Origin of the sequence: Kocuria sp. WRN011, assembly GCF_002295155.1 — a bacterium.
Lineage (GTDB): Bacteria > Actinomycetota > Actinomycetes > Actinomycetales > Micrococcaceae > Kocuria > Kocuria carniphila.
In genome coordinates, this window is the sequence record NZ_NSGI01000006.1 from 12,786 (window position 1) to 30,439 (window position 17,654).

19 protein-coding genes are annotated in these 17,654 nt (G+C 64.3%); 9 read left to right on the forward strand and 10 right to left on the reverse strand.

Annotated elements, in window-relative coordinates:
• Positions 1–37 precede the first annotated feature (37 nt).
• Both CKW39_RS09330 and CKW39_RS09335 read right to left on the reverse strand, forming a co-directional pair.
• The gene (locus CKW39_RS09330) at positions 38–820 is read right to left on the reverse strand and encodes an ABC transporter permease (RefSeq protein WP_095797876.1); all 783 of its coding nucleotides are present in this window, start codon (positions 818–820) and stop codon (positions 38–40) included.
• The gene (locus CKW39_RS09335; protein WP_371514730.1) at positions 817–1,815 is read right to left on the reverse strand and encodes an ABC transporter ATP-binding protein; all 999 of its coding nucleotides are present in this window, start codon (positions 1,813–1,815) and stop codon (positions 817–819) included. Before CKW39_RS09335 ends, CKW39_RS09330 begins: the two co-directional genes overlap by 4 nt.
• Positions 1,816–2,019: 204 nt before the next feature.
• On the opposite strand from CKW39_RS09335, the gene CKW39_RS09340 reads away from it, so the two are divergent.
• The 6 genes from CKW39_RS09340 (at position 2,020) to CKW39_RS09365 (ending at position 8,179) form a co-directional block, all read left to right on the forward strand.
• Positions 2,020–2,787, forward strand: a complete 768-nt coding sequence (locus CKW39_RS09340) for a metalloregulator ArsR/SmtB family transcription factor (RefSeq protein ID WP_254049352.1) — start codon at positions 2,020–2,022, stop codon at positions 2,785–2,787.
• On the forward strand, positions 2,780–4,255 hold the full coding sequence (gene sufB / locus CKW39_RS09345) for a Fe-S cluster assembly protein SufB (RefSeq protein WP_095797877.1): 1,476 nt from the start codon (positions 2,780–2,782) through the stop codon (positions 4,253–4,255). Before CKW39_RS09340 ends, sufB begins: the two co-directional genes overlap by 8 nt.
• Before the next feature lies 1 nt (position 4,256).
• Positions 4,257–5,561 (forward strand): Fe-S cluster assembly protein SufD, encoded by a 1,305-nt coding sequence (gene sufD, locus CKW39_RS09350; RefSeq protein ID WP_095797878.1) that lies wholly within the window; start codon positions 4,257–4,259, stop codon positions 5,559–5,561.
• A 45-nt stretch (positions 5,562–5,606) separates the two neighbouring features.
• On the forward strand, positions 5,607–6,368 hold the full coding sequence (gene sufC / locus CKW39_RS09355; protein WP_095797879.1) for a Fe-S cluster assembly ATPase SufC: 762 nt from the start codon (positions 5,607–5,609) through the stop codon (positions 6,366–6,368).
• A gap of 36 nt (positions 6,369–6,404) precedes the next feature.
• Positions 6,405–6,764: a metal-sulfur cluster assembly factor gene (locus CKW39_RS09360; protein WP_095797880.1), complete on the forward strand. Its 360-nt coding sequence runs from the start codon at positions 6,405–6,407 to the stop codon at positions 6,762–6,764.
• A gap of 167 nt (positions 6,765–6,931) precedes the next feature.
• Positions 6,932–8,179 (forward strand): alpha-hydroxy acid oxidase, encoded by a 1,248-nt coding sequence (locus CKW39_RS09365; RefSeq protein ID WP_095798092.1) that lies wholly within the window; start codon positions 6,932–6,934, stop codon positions 8,177–8,179.
• Positions 8,180–8,543: 364 nt separating this feature from the next.
• Here the strand turns inward: CKW39_RS09365 and CKW39_RS09370 are convergent, their stop codons facing one another.
• On the reverse strand, positions 8,544–9,047 hold the full coding sequence (locus tag CKW39_RS09370) for a DUF6326 family protein (RefSeq protein ID WP_095797881.1): 504 nt from the start codon (positions 9,045–9,047) through the stop codon (positions 8,544–8,546).
• Positions 9,048–9,209: 162 nt separating this feature from the next.
• On the opposite strand from CKW39_RS09370, the gene CKW39_RS09375 reads away from it, so the two are divergent.
• Positions 9,210–10,358: a sensor histidine kinase gene (locus CKW39_RS09375; RefSeq protein ID WP_095797882.1), complete on the forward strand. Its 1,149-nt coding sequence runs from the start codon at positions 9,210–9,212 to the stop codon at positions 10,356–10,358.
• Complete coding sequence (locus CKW39_RS09380) at positions 10,355–11,002, forward strand: response regulator transcription factor (RefSeq protein ID WP_095797883.1); 648 nt, start codon at positions 10,355–10,357, stop codon at positions 11,000–11,002. The genes CKW39_RS09375 and CKW39_RS09380 overlap by 4 nt, the downstream gene beginning before the upstream one ends.
• A gap of 12 nt (positions 11,003–11,014) precedes the next feature.
• Here the strand turns inward: CKW39_RS09380 and CKW39_RS09385 are convergent, their stop codons facing one another.
• From CKW39_RS09385 to CKW39_RS09400, 4 genes are all read right to left on the reverse strand, one after another.
• Positions 11,015–11,944, reverse strand: coding sequence for a neutral zinc metallopeptidase (locus CKW39_RS09385; protein WP_095797884.1), 930 nt, complete (start codon positions 11,942–11,944; stop codon positions 11,015–11,017).
• Between the two features lie 204 nt (positions 11,945–12,148).
• Complete coding sequence (locus tag CKW39_RS09390) at positions 12,149–12,769, reverse strand: energy-coupling factor transporter transmembrane protein EcfT (protein WP_095797885.1); 621 nt, start codon at positions 12,767–12,769, stop codon at positions 12,149–12,151.
• Positions 12,766–13,539 (reverse strand): energy-coupling factor ABC transporter ATP-binding protein, encoded by a 774-nt coding sequence (locus CKW39_RS09395; protein WP_095797886.1) that lies wholly within the window; start codon positions 13,537–13,539, stop codon positions 12,766–12,768. The genes CKW39_RS09390 and CKW39_RS09395 overlap by 4 nt, the downstream gene beginning before the upstream one ends.
• Positions 13,540–13,542: 3 nt before the next feature.
• Entirely contained in the window at positions 13,543–14,175 is a 633-nt protein-coding gene (locus tag CKW39_RS09400) for a biotin transporter BioY (protein ID WP_095798093.1), read from the reverse strand.
• Positions 14,176–14,287: 112 nt separating this feature from the next.
• Here CKW39_RS09400 and CKW39_RS09405 point away from each other — a divergent pair, with 112 nt between their 5' ends.
• Positions 14,288–15,886: an ABC-F family ATP-binding cassette domain-containing protein gene (locus tag CKW39_RS09405; protein WP_095797887.1), complete on the forward strand. Its 1,599-nt coding sequence runs from the start codon at positions 14,288–14,290 to the stop codon at positions 15,884–15,886.
• 9 nt (positions 15,887–15,895) lie between these two features.
• Here CKW39_RS09405 and CKW39_RS09410 read toward each other — a convergent pair whose 3' ends face one another.
• Genes CKW39_RS09410 through CKW39_RS09420 form a run of 3 tightly spaced genes read right to left on the reverse strand, consistent with a single transcriptional unit; the run spans position 15,896 to position 17,626 of the window.
• Positions 15,896–16,870, reverse strand: coding sequence for an SURF1 family protein (locus CKW39_RS09410; protein WP_095797888.1), 975 nt, complete (start codon positions 16,868–16,870; stop codon positions 15,896–15,898).
• On the reverse strand, positions 16,870–17,151 hold the full coding sequence (locus tag CKW39_RS09415) for a hypothetical protein (RefSeq protein WP_095797889.1): 282 nt from the start codon (positions 17,149–17,151) through the stop codon (positions 16,870–16,872). Before CKW39_RS09415 ends, CKW39_RS09410 begins: the two co-directional genes overlap by 1 nt.
• Before the next feature lie 55 nt (positions 17,152–17,206).
• A complete protein-coding gene (locus CKW39_RS09420; RefSeq protein WP_016998127.1) occupies positions 17,207–17,626 on the reverse strand; it encodes a DUF3099 domain-containing protein in 420 nt (139 codons plus the stop codon).
• Positions 17,627–17,654: the final 28 nt, after the last annotated feature.

Sequence of the window (17,654 nt, forward strand, 5' to 3'; positions counted from 1 at the left end):
CAACGGAGCGCACAGCGGTTTGAACAGCAGGGTGGGCCTAGACCCACTTGAACCACTTGACGGTCGCGGCCCAGCTGAGCACAGCCCAGACGGCCAGAATCAGAGCGGGCAGTAGGGCGAATTGGCCTGCCAGGAAACAGCTGCGGAGCAACTCACCCGCAGCAGCGGAGGGCAGCAGATCGACCAGCCAGGAGATCCAACCCGGCAACGCGGAGGTGGGGAACAGCACGCCTCCACCGGCGGCAAGCGCGACCCACACAAGATTGAGGATCGCAAGGGTGGCCTCGGCGCGCAGCGTGCCCGCGATCAGCATGCCCACTCCGGTGAACGCGACGGCCACGAGGAGAAGCAACGGGATGGAGCCGAGTACGGCCATCGGATTCGGCCGCCATCCCATGAACACGGCCGTTCCGCCGATCAGCAGATACTGCAGGGCGAGCACCACGATGATTGCCAGGAGCTTCCCGGCGATCAGCCCGCCGCGGCCCAGGGGAGTGGTGGATAGATACCGCAGCACTCCGTAGCGACGGTCGAAACCGGTCTGAATGCCCTGTCCCGAGAACGCGCTGGAGATCACGCACAGCACCAGGACGCCGGGGACGGCAACGTCCAGGCGGGTGGCGCCGTCGGGCCGGAACGAATCGAGCAGGTCCGTGACCGTGAGACCGATCAGTGCCAGGATCGGCAGGATGATGAGCAGCAGGAACTGCTCCCCGTTGCGCACCATGGTGACGGTCTCGTAGCGGGCCTGTGCCGCGACCCGGGTGGGTAGGCTCGCGGCGCGAGTGGACTGTTGAGCGGCTGGGGCCAGAGTGCTCATCGGGGATCACTTCCTGAGACTTCCAAGAACACGTCCTCCAAGGAACGGGGCTGCACGCAGAGGGCTTCGGGAACGGAATCATCCAGGGTGGCCCATTCCGTGATGTCGCGAATCTGGGGTGCCGTAAGTTCACCCGTGAGTGTCACGGTGCGGTCCTTAACGGTCCATTCAATGTCGCGGAAGGACTCTGCCTGCCACGGTGGGCGCTCGCGCAAGTCCCTAGCACGGGCCTCGGGCAACGTCACGGTCATGACCACGGGCGCGTGCTGTTCCGCGCTGACCAGGTCCGCCACCGTTCCCTGCGCGGCGACCGAGCCGTGATGAACGATGTAGACGTAGTCGGCCAGCCGAGCGGCGTCGTCCATGAGGTGGGTGGTCAAAATGATGCAGGTGCCGGCATCGCGTAACTGGGTAATCAGGTCGAACACGATCTGACGCGACTGGGGATCAAGACCCGCGGAGGGCTCGTCCAGGAAGAGGACGTCGGGGCGGCCGATGAGCGCGGCGGCCAGTCCCACGCGCTGGCGCTGGCCACCGGACAGGCGCCGGATCGAGGTGGTGGCGAACGGCTCGATACCCAATAAATCGACCAATTCGTTCACCGGCCGGGGTTCCTTGTACAGCCGGCTCACATGGCGCAGTAATTCCATGGGGCGCACGGCCTGGGGGAGTCCACCGTCCTGCAGCATGACGCCCACGCGAGCACGCAGTTCTGGCGAGGCCTGCCACGGGTTTTCGTCCAGCAGCCGTACGGTGCCCGACGACGGGCGCAACAGACCCTGAGCGCACTGCAATGTGGTGGTTTTGCCGGCGCCGTTGGCTCCCAGGAGTGCAGTGACCTGCCCGCGGTGGGCCGCCATGCTGAGCCCGCGCACCGCGTGCACCTGCCGACCCCTGCGCTCGAACTTTTTGGACAGATCCGTGATGTGGAGAGCCGGAACCTGGGAACCGGCGTCGAAATCCGGTGCAGACTGTGTGGGAGCAGGGTGGTTCAGCACCACGACAGTCTATGCGGTGACACCCGAACCTCTCGTGTGAGACGGCTCCCATTCGCGGATCGGAGGGCCGTGTTGGATTGGGAATGGATTAGCGCATATCCTTGTTGTGTATTGCAGATCCGCCCAGGTGTGGATCGTGACCAGAGGCCGAGCATCGACAAGGCCCGCAACGCAATCAATCCTGAGGATGTCCCACACAGTATGAGTTCCCAAGCAACGGAACACGCCACTCCGGTGCGCGCAGACCACGACGAGACCACTCGTTCGCGGGTGCTGTCTCTGGTGCTTGCTCACGGTCCCGTCTCCGCGGCGCAGATTGCCAAGGATCTGGGGCTCACTCCGGCTGCTGTGCGCCGACACTTGGACGCCCTCGAGGCCGAACAGATCATTGAAGTGTCATTGGTCCGCACCACCCAGGGCGGTGCCGGTCGTCCCGCGCGCCGCTACGTGGTGGCCGCGGAAGGCCACGACCAACTCGGTAACGACTACCTCAGCCTGGCCCGCAAGGCCATGCACACCCTTGAGGAGACCGGCGGCGAAGAACTGGTCCACGAATTCGTGGCCGAACGCATCCAGGAGATGTCGGAAAGGTACCGTCCCGTGATCAACGCGGCCGGGCCCGACGTCGAAGATCGCCTCAACGCCTTGACCGCCGAAATGAGCCGTGATGGCTTTGCCGCCTCCCACACCGTGGTGACCCCCCGAGGTCCCAAGGGCGTGAGCATGCGCTCGGCCCAGCTGTGCCAGGGCCACTGCCCCGTGCGTGAAATCGCCACGGAATACCCCGATTTTTGCGAACTGGAAACGTCCATGATCGCCCAGTTGCTGGGCGTGGACGTGCGCAGGCTGTCGACCATGGCCGCCGGTGCGCATGTTTGCACCACACACGTACCGTTGCAGCGCCGCTCAACGGCATCGACCACCACAACTAACCAACAACCGCACGAAAAGGAGGGTTGTCATGACTGAGCGCACCGTTCCCGCAGACACCGCGGGTAACAAGCCAGAAGACACCGTGATCTCCGAGATCCTGGAAATGAACCCGGAGCTCGAGGGGATCGGCCAGTACCAGTACGGCTGGGCAGACAAGAATGACGCCGGTGCCTCGGCACGCCGCGGCGTTGACGCCGATGTGGTCCGTGATATCTCGGGCAAGAAGAGCGAACCCGAGTGGATGCTCAACCTGCGCCTGAAGGGCCTGAAGTTCTTCGACCGCAAGCCCATGCCCACGTGGGGCGCGGACCTGTCCGGCATCGATTTCGACAACATCAAGTACTTCGTGCGTTCCACCGAGCAGCAGGCCGGTTCGTGGGAAGAGTTGCCCGAGGACATCCGCAACACGTACGAGAAGCTGGGCATCCCCGAGGCCGAGCGTAACCGCTTGGTTGCCGGTGTGGCCGCTCAGTACGAGTCCGAGGTGGTCTACCACCAGATCCGTGAGGACCTGGAGCGCCAGGGCGTCATCTTCATGGACACCGACACCGCGCTGAAGGAGCACCCGGAGTTCTTCGAGGAGTACTTCGGCACCGTGATCCCGGTGGGCGACAACAAGTTCGCCGCGCTGAACACGGCCGTATGGTCCGGCGGTTCATTCGTGTATGTGCCCAAGGGTGTTCACGTGGACATCCCGCTGCAGGCTTACTTCCGTATCAACACGGAGAACATGGGCCAGTTCGAGCGCACCCTGATCATTGCCGATGAGGACTCCTACGTTCACTACATCGAGGGTTGCACCGCGCCGATCTACAAGACGGACTCCCTGCACTCCGCCGTGGTGGAGATCATCTGCAAGAAGAACGCTCGCGTTCGCTACACGACCATCCAGAACTGGTCCAACAACGTGTACAACCTGGTGACCAAGCGCGCCATTGCACACGAGGGTGCCACCATGGAGTGGGTCGACGGCAACATCGGCTCCAAGGTCACCCAGAAGTACCCGGCCGTCTACATGACCGGTGAACACGCTCGCGGTGAGACCCTGTCCATCGCGTTCGCCGGCGAGGGCCAGCACCAGGACACCGGTTCCAAGATGGTGCACATTGCTCCGAACACCTCATCCTCCATCGTCTCCAAGTCGGTGGCTCGTAACGGTGGCCGTTCCGCGTACCGCGGTCTGGTCCAGGTGCGTGAGGGTGCCAAGCACTCCAAGTCCAACGTGGTGTGTGACGCCTTGCTGGTGGACACCATTTCCCGTTCGGACACCTACCCGTACGTGGACATCCGCGAGGACGACGTCACCATGGGCCATGAGGCCACGGTCTCCCGTGTGTCCGAGGAGCAGCTGTTCTACCTCATGCAGCGCGGTATGGCCGAAGAAGAGGCCATGGCCATGATCGTGCGCGGCTTCGTGGAGCCGATCGCCCGCGAGCTGCCCATGGAGTACGCCCTTGAACTCAACCGCTTGATCGAATTGCAGATGGAAGGATCCGTTGGCTGATATGTCCACAACCGACCAGACCGTACGACACGGTAAAGAAGCCGCCGACAAGGTGGACGGTGTCCCCACGGGTGAGGATCGCGTTGCCATTCCGGGCATGAGCCAGGAAGGTGAGGTCCTCCAGGAGGGCCGCAACCAGGCCGGTGAGCCGGAGATCAAGCACACCAAGCACGGTGACATCTCCGGTGTCCCGGACTCCTCCCGCGCGGGCCGTTTCTCCTCTTACAAGGTGGAAGAATTCCCCAAGCTGACCTCCAAGCTCGAGGACTGGCGGTTCACTCCGCTCAAGCGCCTCAAGGGCCTGGACGAGACTGAGCTGACCGGTGCGGCACCCGCCGTCGAGGTCGTCTCGGGCGAGGGCCAAGTCACCGTGACCACCGTGGGGCGCGACGACGCTCGCATCGGTAAGGCAGGCATCCCGGAGGATCGTGTTTCCGCCAACGCGTGGAGCGCCTTCTCCGAGGCCACCGTCATCTCCGTCCCGGCCAACGTCGAGGCCGATCAGCCGCTGCTGGTCGACATCAACGGTTCGTCGATGGACCCGGCGGCTCAGCACATCGTGATCGAGACCGGTGCCAACTCCAGCGCCCTGGTGGTGCTGCGGCACCGCGGCCAGGCCGTGCTGTCCCAGAACGTCGAGTTCCAGGTGGGCGAGGGCTCCAAGCTGACCGTCGTGTCGATCCAGGAATGGGACGACAACTCGGTGCACGCGTCCGCTCAGCAGGCGAAGATCCAGCGTGACGGTTCCCTGAAGCACGTGCTGATCTCACTCGGTGGAGATCTGGTGCGCGTCACGCCGTCTACCCGCTTTGCCGCCCAGGGTGGCAACGTGGAAATGTACGGCCTGACCTTCGTGGACGAGGGCCAGCACCTCGAGTCGCGTTTGTTCGTGGACCACTCGCAGCCGCGCTGCCGCTCCCGCGTGACCTACAAGTCCGCGCTGCAGGGCGAGAACGCGCACGGCGTGTGGGTGGGCGACGTCCTGATCCGCGCCGAGGCCGAGGGCACCGACACCTACGAGCTCAACCGCAACCTGATCCTGAACGACGGTCCCCGCATGGATTCCGTTCCCAACCTGGAGATCGAAACCGGCCTGATCGCCGGCGCTGGTCACGCATCCACCACTGGTCAGCTGGACGATGAGCACCTCTACTACCTGATGTCTCGCGGTATCCCGGAGGAAGACGCCCGCCGCCTGGTGGTTCGTGGCTTCCTGTTCGAGATCATCCAGCAGATCGGCGTGGAGTCCATCGAGGAACAGCTGCGTAACAGCGTTGAAGAAGAGCTCGCGCGTCACGAGAACTGACTCGTAGACCGCCCACTAAAACTTTTACCCAAGGAGAATCACCGCATGTCTGTATTGGAGATCAAGGACCTCCACGCGTCCGTCATCCTGGACGACGAGACCACCAAGCCCATCCTCAAGGGCGTGAACCTCACCATCAATTCCGGTGAAGTGCACGCGATCATGGGCCCCAACGGTTCCGGTAAATCCACTCTGGCTTCCACCATTGCCGGTCACCCCAAGTTCCAGGTCGATTCCGGGTCCGTGACCCTGGACGGCCAGAACGTCCTGGAGATGTCCGTGGACGAGCGCGCCCGCGCCGGTCTGTTCCTGGCGATGCAGTACCCGGTCGAGATCCCCGGCGTGACGACCTCGAACTTCCTGCGTTCGGCCAAGACCGCCATCGACGGCGAGGCTCCCTCGCTGCGCACCTGGACCAAGGACATGAAGGCTTCCATGGAGAAGCTGAAGATCGATCCGGCCATGATCCAGCGCAACGTCAACGAAGGCTTCTCCGGCGGCGAGAAGAAGCGCCACGAGATCCTCCAGCTGGAGCTGCTGCGCCCGAAGATCGCTCTGCTGGACGAGACCGACTCCGGTCTTGACGTGGATGCTCTCAAGGTCGTCTCCGAAGGCGTGAACCGTGCGCTCACCGAGCAGAACACCGGCATCATGCTGATCACCCACTACACCCGCATCCTGCGCTACATCAAGCCGCAGTTCGTGCACGTCTTCGCGGACGGCCGCATTGTGGACGAGGGTGGCCCCGAGTTGGCCGATCGCCTTGAAGAAGAAGGCTACGACCGCTACATGAGCGTGGCCAAGTAACCAGCTTTCCACCACTTCGCTTGAGGAGGGTTCCATATGAGCGAAACCACCGAGACAGTCACCACTGAGGCCCCGGGCCCCAACGGTCAGCCGTCCCTGGCCGAGGTCAAGACCGCGTTGGAAAACGTGATCGACCCCGAGCTGGGTGTCAACATTGTTGACCTGGGCCTGCTGTACGGCCTGGTCTACCAGGACGACAATTCGTTGCGCCTGGACATGACCCTGACCACGGCAGCGTGCCCGCTGCAGGACGTGATCGAGGAACAGGTTTCGCAGAACCTGGGAACCATCATTGACGAGTGGCACGTGAACTGGGTCTGGATGCCGCCGTGGGGTCCCGAGCGGATCACCGAGGACGGGCGCGATCAGATGCGCGCCCTGGGCTTCAACATCTAGTCCGGTTCTCAGCAGCGCGAGGGCGCGGGGTCTTTGACCTCGTGCCCTTTCGCGTGCCCGGGCTTTTGGTTCTTTCGACGACGACGCCGCTCGCTTCCTTTCCTGCCTCCCGGTACCTCCGGTGTTAGGTTCGGATTCAAAGACGTGATCTACGAGAGGATGTGGCCGTGGAACGACGACTGCCCCAAATTTCCGAACTCAAGCCGCTCATGCAGTTCGGCAAGTTCAATCCTGACCGCAGGGCCGCTCGGCTCGCGAAGGCTGCCGATATCGAGGCACTCAGGGCGATTGCGCGGCGTCGTACCCCCAAGCCCGCGTTCGACTACGTGGACGGCGCGGCCGGCCTGGAACTGACGTACAAGCGCAGCCGCGAGGCCTTCGAGTCCGTGGAGCTGCTGCCCAGAATCCTGCACGGCACCGCTGAGGCGGACCTCTCGACGGAGATCGCCGGGTACCGCAGCGCCCTGCCGTTCGGGATCGCGCCCACCGGCTTCACCCGCTTCATGCACAGCGAGGGTGAGATCGGGGGAATGAAGGCGGCTGCCGAGGCCGGGATCCCGTTCTCGCTCTCGACGATGGGTACCCGTTCGATCGAAGAAGTCCGCGACGCCGCCCCCGATGCCGCCCGCTGGTTTCAGTTGTACCTGTGGCGCGATCACGAGGCCTCACGCGAACTGATCGTGCGGGCCAAGGCCGCCGGGTACACGAACCTGATCGTCACCGTGGACACTCCCGTGCCCGGAAATCGGCTGCGCGATGACCGCAACGGCATGAGCATCCCGCCCAAGCTGACACCCAAGACCGTCCTAGATGCTTCCTACCGGCCCGAGTGGTGGTTCAACTTCCTCACGACCGACTCTCTGAAGTTCGCGTCCTTGGCGGACACATCCCACATGGTGGCGGAGCTGATCGGCAAGATGTTCGATCCGAGCCTGTCTCTGGAGGACCTCGCGTGGATCCGCGAGGAGTGGGACGGGCAGTTGTTCGTCAAAGGCATCCTGACCGCCGAGGATGCTCGCCGCGCCATGAGCGTGGGCGCCGACGGGTTGATCGTGTCCAACCATGGCGGCCGCCAGCTGGATCGGGCGCCCGTGACGCTGACGAGCTTGCCGGAGATCCGCGCGGAAGTCGGTCCGGCTGTGCCGCTGATTCTGGATTCGGGCATCATGTCCGGCACCGATGTTGTGGCGGCCCTGTGTGCGGGTGCGGACTTCGTGCTGATCGGGCGGGCCTACCTCTACGGCCTGATGGCAGGTGGACAGCAGGGTGTGACCCGGGCGATCGAGCTGCTGGAGAAGCAGATCCGCACCAACATGCTGCTCATGGGCGCCGGTTCCATCGCGGACCTCGGCCCCGACTGCATGCGAGCGCCGTGGCTGAACACCTCCCGAGATGAGCGAGCCCTCCTGGACTGACCTCGGCTGACTGGTTCGACTGAGATTGCCGTCTTCTGAGCCTCCATTCTGAGGATTCAGGGCTGACAGAGTGAGGCTTGAGCAGAGGCCTTGGAGTGCGGAGTCTCAGGGGAGGAAAACGTAGCTGCGAAGCGTGAGGTGAGGAACCTGCACAGATTCGGCGAGGATTCGACGTTTGCCTCCCCTGAGACTGCTCCACTGCATTTCCCTCACATTGGATTTGTTGCATTGGCGGATCCGACAAAACAGTCGTCCGGTTTGGCCGGACCGACATGCCGACGGGGGCCCTGGGAGGCCCCCGTGCGACGTCGTAGTGAATGTCGGTTTCGAACTGGACGGGCTGTTCTCGCGCTCACGCTTGCTACTAGGCGCGAACGACGTCGCGGTCCGGACTGGCCGACAGAGTCGAGGTGGTTGCTTGGGTCACCGCCGGCCTGGTGCGGGGCCAGGTCCAGGCGTACCGCAGGACGAGGATGAGAAGGATGACTTCCAGTGCGACTCCAAGGCTGTAGAAGTACATCCAGGACCCGCCGAACTCGCCCACCGCGTTGAAAGCGGCGAAGGGGATTTGTACCGAGGCGGCAATCAAGTTGGCGATGCGACTGGCCCGGGCGGGCAGGATTGTCGACAGGACGACCATCAAGATCGGGATCGCCAAGAGAGACAGCGCCGTGATGGCCCAGGTCTGGGTGATGTCGAGTCGCCAGACGGTGCCCGCCAGGATGTCAGTGACCACTCCGGGCTTGTAGAACGCGAGAATGTCCACGTAGACGTACAGGAACATGAAGCTGGTCCACGCTGCAGCGAGCTTGAATCTGACCGGGACGCGCTGCTCGTCCAAGGCGGTGGTGGGGTGATGTGTTCTCATGACGGGCTCCGTTGTGGTGGTGTGGATCGGTAGTTCCAGAGTCGCTGAGTCCGTCGGCGGGCACATCGGCCCGGAGGTCGGAGTTGGCCCGGCCGATGGCACGGCGAGGCCCTCGTACTTTCGGCCGATCCGCCCCTGCCGCGTTGTCTCTAGACTGGATGAATGGTGACCAAGGCGCTGCACGCGTTGTGGGCCGAGCCTCGACAGGCGAACCCTCCTCAGAGGGTGTGGCGGGACTGGGCACTCTTCGCGGTGTTCGTCGCGTGGACTGTGGTGGAGGTGGTGCTCCGCCAGGACCTTCTCCCGCTCCCGCTGGTGCTCCCCGCCATGTTCGTAATCCTCACGCCCCTGTGGTGGCGCCGCACTCACCCACTGGCGACAGTTGCTATTTCTTTCGGAACGCTGATCGCCTTCGACGTCGCGAGGATCCTCACCGGCGAGGCGGCCTATCTGCCGGGGAGCATCTCGGGCGTGCTCGTCTTGGCCTACGCGTTGTTCCGCTGGGGATCCGGCCGCGAGGCGACGATCGGACTGGGGGTCATCCTGGTCTGGTTGGGTATCACCAGGGTCGCTGACGCGACCAGTACGCCGGATGCGGTGGCTGCCTTCGCCTTCTTCCTGTTCGCCGCAGCCCTGGGCGCTGCCATTCGCTACTACGCGTATACGCGTGCCCGGGACATCGACCAGGCCAAAGCTCGGGAGCGCGAACAGCTGGCGCGGGATCTCCACGACACGGTCGCCCACCACGTCTCCGGGATCGTCATCCAAGCCCAGGCCGGCCGGGCCGTCGCCACGTCCCACCCCGAGCGTGCCACCGAGGTCCTTACCGTCATCGAAGAGGCCGCCTCGCGAACCCTGACCGAGTTGCGCAGCATGGTCGGTGTCCTGCGCACCACTGAGGGCGCGGACTTGGCGCCACGCCGGGGCGTGGCGGACCTGGGGCAGCTCACGGGTGAAACTGACGGAGGGCCACAGATCGACATCGAGCTGTCCGGTGATCTCGACGATCTCAGCCCGGCGGTCGGGGCGGCGCTTTACCGCTTGACCGAGGAGTCCGTCACGAACGCGAGACGGCACGCACGCTATGCGACGCGGGTGGCCGTGCGCGTCGTCGGCGACGCCGAGCATGTGCAGTTAACGGTAGATAACGACGGCGCTCTGGGCACGGTCGGCGGCAACCCATCCGGTTACGGCCTGGTCGGCATGCGCGAACGCGTCAAGCTGCTGGGTGGCACGTTCGACGCCGGCCCCAACGCGAGCGGTGGCTGGCGAGTCGAAGCGACGCTGCCCAAGAAGGGTGTTTCCCCATGACCATTCGGGTACTCATTGCCGACGATCAGGACATCGTGCGCACCGGCCTGACCATGCTGCTCAACGCCCAGCCGGACATCGAGGTCGTGGGCGCAGCCAGCGATGGGCGACAGGCGGTTCGTCTAGCGCGTGAGCTGCGCCCGGACGTGTGCCTGTTCGACATCCGCATGCCACTCATGGACGGAATCGAAGCCACGCGCCAGCTCGCCGGACCGGAGGTCGCCGACCCCCTGCCGATTGTCGTGATCACCACTTTCGACCTGGACGAGTACGTCCATGGCGCGTTGAGGGCCGGTGCTCGAGGGTTCCTACTCAAGGATGCAGGTCCCGTGCTGCTGTCCCAGGCGATTCACGCGGCAGCAGACGGTGATGCTCTGATTGCTCCGAGCGTCACGGTCCGCCTCCTCGCCACGTTTGCACGGTCGCATCAGGAGTCGCCCGCGCAACCGATAGAGCCGCTCACCTCGCGTGAGGAGCAAGTGCTCCTCACGGTGGCGCACGGCCGAACCAACAGCGAGATCGCGGACGAGCTCCACATCAGTCCCAGCACCGTGAAGACCCATTTGGCCAGCCTCATGCGCAAGCCTGACGCACGTAATCGGGTCGAACTCGCGATGTGGGCTCATGAGACCGGCCGCACGTGAGGATCGCAACGACTAGCTCTGCAACCCCGCCGGGCGGTCCAGGTTGCGGGCGCGGAAGGTGTCGCACTGCTTGATGTCACCGGTTTGGTAGCCGGTCAGGAACCACGCCTGGCGCTGCGCGGAGGAGCCGTGGGTGAAGGACTCGGGGTTGGCGCGCCCCTGGGTGGTCTCCTGGATCCGGTCGTCGCCGATGGCCTCTGCAGCGTTGAGCGCGTCGGCCAGCTGTTCCTTGGTGATGGGTTCCAAGCTCACGCTGCCACCGGGTTGGGATGCGTGGTGGGCCCACATGCCGGCGTAGCAGTCGGCCTGCAGTTCTACGCGCACGGCTCCGGAGTCTGCACCTTGCGGGTCCTGCTGGGCGATACCCAGGTTGCCCTGCAGGTTCTGGATATGGTGGCCGACCTCGTGCGCCATCACGTACTCCTGCGCCAGGGCATTGGCACTTGCGCCAAAGCTCTCACGCATCTGGTCGAAGAATCCCACGTCCAGGTACACGGAGGTATCGGCCGGGCAGTAGAAGGGACCCACAGCAGCCGATGCCTGGCCGCAACCGGACTGCTCCACACCTTCGTAGAGCATCACGCCGGGGCGCTGGTAACGCTCCCCGGTGGCCTCGGGGTAGTAGGAGCCCCAGAATTCGTTGAGGGAATTGACGGTGGCGATCTGACGGCAGTCGTCGTAGCGATCGGCGTCCGCACCGGTCTGGCAGCGTTCGGCCAGCTCCCGGTCCTGTTCCTCCACGCTGGTGATCGAGCCCTGCTGCTGTTGCTGCTGGCCACCACCGGTCACCATGTCGATGCCGTCCTGGCCGAACAGCAAACCCGCCACGACCAGCAGGATGATGCCGCCCAGTCCACCACCGACCGCCACGCCACGGCCACCGCGCCCGCCGCCGGACCCTACCTGCGACGTATCGAGTCGCGAGTTGTCATTGAAACTCATGAGGGAAGCATAAGTCGCAGTCGTGCGTTTCCGGTCGTGTCGCGCGTTGGAAATTTACGACGCCGCTCGGTCACGGTTCCGAGCATGGGCGAGACAACGAGGCGACCACCCGCGTCTAGAACCATGTGGTCCGGTGTTCTGACGAAAATGGGCTTGATATTGGTGAGAGCACCGGATGAAATGGTGCGCCGCGCGCTCCTCGGGTTAATCCAACCCGCGGGCCGCGAGCGCCTCACCGGTCTGATGCGCGTAGTTCACGGTCGCAATGGTTGCGGGGGTGACCAGGCGGACGGGGTTGGCCCGGATGGTGCGGGCGGTGGCGGCGTCGCGCAGTTCGCCCAGGCAACCGAACAGCCAGGGGACCGAGCGGATCATGAGTGATACCGCCAAACCGATGCGCTCGGTGTTGACCCCGAACCACGACAGCGGGGTGCACAGCCACACCAGGCCGTCGATGAGTCGGGGGAGCGGCGTGGTGCTGATGAGTAATCGCGAGAGACTGACGACCGCGAGTAAAGACAGCACGATGGACGCCGCCCGAGCCGGCCCGTTGAAAATCAGGTGGTAACCGCCCAGCAGAATCACCAGGAACAGCAGCGGACGCAACGACGCCGCCCAGCGGTGCAGTCCCAGCCCGCTCACCACGGACGCAAGCCCGGTGAGCGCCAAAACCGCGAGCGAGAACTGCCAGTCACGGATCAGCATCACCGTGATACACAGCCCCAGGATCAGCACGGCCTTCAGGGCCAGGGGGCAGCGATGCAACAGGGAGCGCCCGGGGACGTAGGTTCCCAGGAGGTCGTCGCGACGCACCTTTCGTCTCATAAAGATTGCCAATCCGCGAAGCCGTTGGCGCACCAGTTCTTGTACTGGGGAATCATCTCGGCCGGCGGCCCCTGAGCAATGATCCGGCTCTCGTGCACCACGGCTACGTGTTGTGCAGTTGAGGCCAGATCCAGGTCATGGGTGCTGATCAGCTGCTGTTGCCCCAGGTTGTCGAGCAGATCGATGAGTTTGAGCTGATTCCGCAGGTCCAGCAGTGTGGTGGGTTCATCCAGGATCAACACTTGGGGTTCGGCGGCCAGCACCGCTGAGAGCGCGACGAGCTGCCGCTCACCCCCGGAGAGATCAAACACACTGTGGTGAGCACGGTGCTCCAGCCCCATCCGGACCAACCACTCGCGAGCCCTCTCGGTCCGTTCCTGGCGATCGGGCACGTGGCGGCGCAACGACAGCTCAATGTCCTCGATGGGAGTGGGCATGAGGATCTGTGACGCCGGATCCGTGAACACAAAACCCACCGCCGCACGCGCCTCCCGGGGGAATGCCACGGGGTCGATGCTGTTGACCCGAACCACCCCGGATTGCGGCACCACCAGTGCGTTGAACAGCCGCAGCAGGGTGGATTTACCGGAGCCGTTGAGACCGATCACCGCGGTGCGCGGTTCCCTGAACTCACAACTGACACGGTCGAGCACAGTGAACGGTCCCGTGGGGGAGTCCACGGTGAGGGTCACGTTGGCGCAGTAGAGCGACCCCGGGGATGCTTCGGGCACCAGGGGGTCGTAGCGAGACGATCCTGACTTGCGAGTCATGTATTAGAGAACGGCCCCGGCCATGCGCGGGAAGGCACGATGCACGGCCACGGCAATCAGCGCGGCGGCGGCAGCTTTAATCAGATCACCGGGAATGAACGCCAAGTCAGCGATCACCGCGGCGTTCAAACTCAGGCCACCCACCAGCATCATGCCGATGACACCCAGCACGTGGGACAGGATCAGTCCGGCCACACCGGCCAGGAACAGTTTGATACCCAGCCCGCGGCGCTTGTCGGGCGTGGCGGAAGTGGAGCCGGAGCGGCGTCGTACGCGTTCCTCACGAACGGAACGGTGCGCCAAGAAGCCGACCAGGGCGGCGGCCAACGGGAACGAGAGCAGATAACCGACCGAGGGACCGGCCAGCACACCCGGCCCGCCCACGAAACCGGCGAAGATCGGAACACCCAGCAGGCCAACCACCACGTACAGCACGATGGCCAGGAAAGCGCGCCAGCCACCCAGGATCATGCCGGTCAGGAACACGGCGAGGGTCTGCAACGTGATGGGTACCCCGAGAGCGCCCACGGGGATGGCCGGGGCCAACGCCAGAACACTGGTCAGCGCGGCGAAAACTGCGATGTTAGCCAGGTCGAAGGAGTTGATTTTCCGGGGGGTACCTGTGGTTTTGCTCATGTTCACGGAGTCTAGTTCAGCCTGCGGGCTACCGCCGCTAGACTGGGTCGGTGCCCCGCAGGTTCGGGGCATCTCGTTTGCCCCCTCTTGTCTTTGGAAAGGCCACTCCCTCTTGATCACCGTTACAAACCTCGAATTGCGCGCCGGGGCTCGCTTGCTCATGGACGAAGTGAATTTCCGGGTGGATCGCGGGGACAAGGTCGGCCTGGTGGGCCGTAACGGAGCGGGCAAGACCACCATGACCAAGGTCCTCGCGGGCCAGGCCCTACCGGCCGCCGGTGATGTGAGCCGTTCGGGCACCATCGGCTACCTGCCCCAGGACCCCAAGGTCGATGACATGGACCAGCTGGCCCGTGATCGTATTTTTTCCGCTCGAAACCTGGCCGGCGTGGTGTCCAAATTGCGTCAGACCGAGCAGGACATGGCCTCCGAGGACGACGCCGTGCGCTCCAAGGCCATGCGCCGTTACGATCGGCTCGAGGCCGAGTTCCTCGCCGGTGGCGGTTACGCTGCCGAGTCCGAGGCGGCCACCATCACGAGCAACTTGAACCTTCCCGAGCGAGTGCTCGGACAACCGCTGCACACGCTGTCCGGTGGTCAGCGCCGCCGTGTGGAGCTGGCGCGCATCCTGTTCTCGGACGCGGACATCATGCTCCTGGACGAGCCCACCAACCACTTGGATCACGACTCCATCGTGTGGCTGCGCGACTTCCTCAAGAACTACCAGGGCGGCGTGCTCATGATTTCCCACGACGTGGAGCTCATGAACATGGTGGTCAACAAGGTGCTGTACCTGGACGCCAACCGCTGCGTGATCGACGTGTACAACATGTCGTGGAAGAACTACCTGCAGCAGCGCGAGCAGGATGAGGCCCGCCGCAAGCGCGAACGCCAGAACGCGGAGAAGAAGGCCGGGGCCCTCATGGACCAGGCCAATAAGATGCGCGCCAAGGCCACCAAGGCCGTGGCGGCTCAGCAGATGATTCGCCGTGCCGAGCGCCTCATGGCCGGTCTCGAAGGCGAGCGCCAACAGGACAAGGTTGCCGCGATCCGCTTCCCCAAGCCCGCCGACTGCGGCAAGACCCCGCTCACCGCGGAGGGGCTGTCCAAGTCCTACGGCTCGCTGGAGATCTTCACGGACGTGGATCTGGCCATCGACCGCGGTTCACGCGTGGTGGTGCTCGGACTCAACGGTGCCGGCAAGACCACGCTGCTGCGCATGCTCGCCGGTCAGGCCGAACCGGACACCGGCGAGGTCATTGCCGGCCACGGCCTCAAGCTGGGTTACTTCGCCCAGGAGCACGACACCCTGGACACCAGCCGCACCGTGTTGGAAAACATGAAGACCGCGGCACCGGAGCTCCAGGACACCCAGGTGCGCACCATTCTGGGTTCGTTCTTGTTCCAGGGCGACGACGTGGACAAGCCCGCCGGCGTGCTCTCCGGTGGCGAGAAGACGCGACTGGCGTTGGCAACTCTGGTGGCGTCGTCGGCGAACGTGCTGCTGCTCGACGAGCCCACTAACAACCTCGACCCGGCCTCGCGCCGCGAGATCCTCAACGCGCTGCACAACTACGAGGGCGCCGTTGTTCTGGTGTCTCACGATGAGGGCGCGGTGGAAGCACTTGAGCCCGAGCGTGTGGTCATGCTGCCGGACGGCATCGAAGACCTGTGGAGCCAGGAGTACCAGGACCTGATCTCGCTGGCCTAGGGCGTCAGGTCAGTTCCGTCGCTGGGACTCGAGGGCGTCCAACAGGGCGTCCTCTTCGTCTTCGTTGGTCACGGCGTTGGTCCGGCGGTTCTTCTTGGGCCGGTACAGGGACTTGAGGTGCGCCGGCATGTCGTCGGCCATCTGGAGTTCGCGGATGATCAGTTCTTCGTCCACGTCACCGGTGTAGTTGCCCTCGGCGTCGTAGTACTGCGCGAGCTTGCGTTCGACCTCGGCAGAATAGGCGCGGTCCCATTCCTCGTTGCGCACGTGCTGGCGGGCGGCGTAACCGAACGCCACGAACACCAGGAACGCGAACGCGTACCACTGCAGTGAGTACGAGAGGTGCGGGCCGTAGTTGATCTCGGGCTTGGCCGGTGCCGCTGGGCGCTCGGCCGCAGGCGGATCCTCCGATGCGAGGAGGCCGTAACCACCGGTGGCTATCGGGTAGTCCAGCCGCTCATTGAACTGTTCGAGGTCGATCGACGCGATCTGCCCCTCGGGTGCGCCACGGTCCACGGCGTCTTCACCCGGGCGCAACCGCACCGTGGCGGTCACCTCGCCCGACGGTGGCTGGGGCACCACTCCGGGGAGGCCGTTGGCGCCGTCGCCGGTGGGGATCCACCCGCGGTTGATGACCACCGTGCGACCATCGTCTGCGCGGAAGGGAACGAGTACCTCATACCCCACGCGACCGTCCTGCGGGCGGTTGCGAACGAGCGTGGTGTCCTGGGGGAGGTACTGGCCCTCCAAGGTCACAGGCTGCCAGGTCTGCGTGTCGTCATAGTCGTCGAACAGGGGGAGGCCCTCGGCGGGACTGAGCGCGGGGGCGTCGTAGTTGTTCTCGATCTTGTCGTTCTCAACCACCAGATAATCGTTGCGGGACATCTGCCACTGCGCCAGAAACGCGCACACGATGGCGGCCACCACGCACATCATGAACCAGCCGATCCACGTGCCGGAGAAGAGGAAGGAGTACTTGCGCATCAGGCCTGATCCTCCCCGCCGTTGAAGGGCTCAATGACCTTGAGAAAGCCCCGCTGGGTCAGGAAATCACTGAGATATTCACGGTGGTCGTCGCAGGCGAGCCACACTTTACGGCGGTCGGGCGTGTGCACCTTGGGGTTGTTCCAGAGCAGTTGCCATCGGGCGTCGCGGCCACAGCCGCGGCGGGAGCACTGGGGAACTTCGGGGTGTTCCGCGGAGTCCTGGGCCGGTTTCGGGGAGCCCCCGTTGGGACTCAGGGAACCCAGCAGATCAAATTCCACGGTGCCATTACTCCTTGGTGTGACTGACGTTCGGTGCTCGGACGGTGGCCGGGGCTTAATTGCGTGATGTGCCCATTCGTTTATACGTGATGGCCTTGGGCGGCTCATGCGTGCGATATTCGCCGTCCACCACCACGGTTTCCGGGTTCTCGGGCTTAGCCTGCGTCTCGGCGGTGGTCGGTAGTTCGGTGCGCTGGGGCGGGCGGTAATACGTGCTGGTGCGTTCGGACCGGTCTGCACCGCGGTTGGCCATCATCACGGCGATCCAAGGGAGCACAGCCGCACCGATGCACAGCAGGATGCGCACCCACAGGATGTCGATCACCACCACGCCAATAATGCACACGATCCGCAAACCCTGTTGCAGGGCATACACCTTCATGCGGTGGGACATGTCCTGCGTGTGGGGGCCCGCCGCCGAAGTAATCGAGTGAACTCCGGTGGTGTCTCGCGTATGCGTGTGCGTGCGTGACATGTGAACAGATCCTTGGAAGTCAGTGGCC

Coding starts and splice junctions, on each gene's coding strand:
- CKW39_RS09340 (WP_254049352.1), top strand. CDS start 2,020: ATGAGTTCCCAAGCAACGGAACACGCCACTCCGGTGCGCGCAGACCAC.
- sufC (WP_095797879.1), top strand. CDS start 5,607: ATGTCTGTATTGGAGATCAAGGACCTCCACGCGTCCGTCATCCTGGAC.
- CKW39_RS09395 (WP_095797886.1), bottom strand. CDS start 13,539: ATGACTCGCAAGTCAGGATCGTCTCGCTACGACCCCCTGGTGCCCGAA.
- CKW39_RS09370 (WP_095797881.1), bottom strand. CDS start 9,047: ATGAGAACACATCACCCCACCACCGCCTTGGACGAGCAGCGCGTCCCG.
- CKW39_RS09410 (WP_095797888.1), bottom strand. CDS start 16,870: ATGCGCAAGTACTCCTTCCTCTTCTCCGGCACGTGGATCGGCTGGTTC.
- CKW39_RS09385 (WP_095797884.1), bottom strand. CDS start 11,944: ATGAGTTTCAATGACAACTCGCGACTCGATACGTCGCAGGTAGGGTCC.
- CKW39_RS09380 (WP_095797883.1), top strand. CDS start 10,355: ATGACCATTCGGGTACTCATTGCCGACGATCAGGACATCGTGCGCACC.
- sufB (WP_095797877.1), top strand. CDS start 2,780: ATGACTGAGCGCACCGTTCCCGCAGACACCGCGGGTAACAAGCCAGAA.
- CKW39_RS09390 (WP_095797885.1), bottom strand. CDS start 12,769: ATGAGACGAAAGGTGCGTCGCGACGACCTCCTGGGAACCTACGTCCCC.
- CKW39_RS09400 (WP_095798093.1), bottom strand. CDS start 14,175: ATGAGCAAAACCACAGGTACCCCCCGGAAAATCAACTCCTTCGACCTG.
- sufD (WP_095797878.1), top strand. CDS start 4,257: ATGTCCACAACCGACCAGACCGTACGACACGGTAAAGAAGCCGCCGAC.
- CKW39_RS09420 (WP_016998127.1), bottom strand. CDS start 17,626: ATGTCACGCACGCACACGCATACGCGAGACACCACCGGAGTTCACTCG.
- CKW39_RS09330 (WP_095797876.1), bottom strand. CDS start 820: ATGAGCACTCTGGCCCCAGCCGCTCAACAGTCCACTCGCGCCGCGAGC.
- CKW39_RS09360 (WP_095797880.1), top strand. CDS start 6,405: ATGAGCGAAACCACCGAGACAGTCACCACTGAGGCCCCGGGCCCCAAC.
- CKW39_RS09375 (WP_095797882.1), top strand. CDS start 9,210: ATGGTGACCAAGGCGCTGCACGCGTTGTGGGCCGAGCCTCGACAGGCG.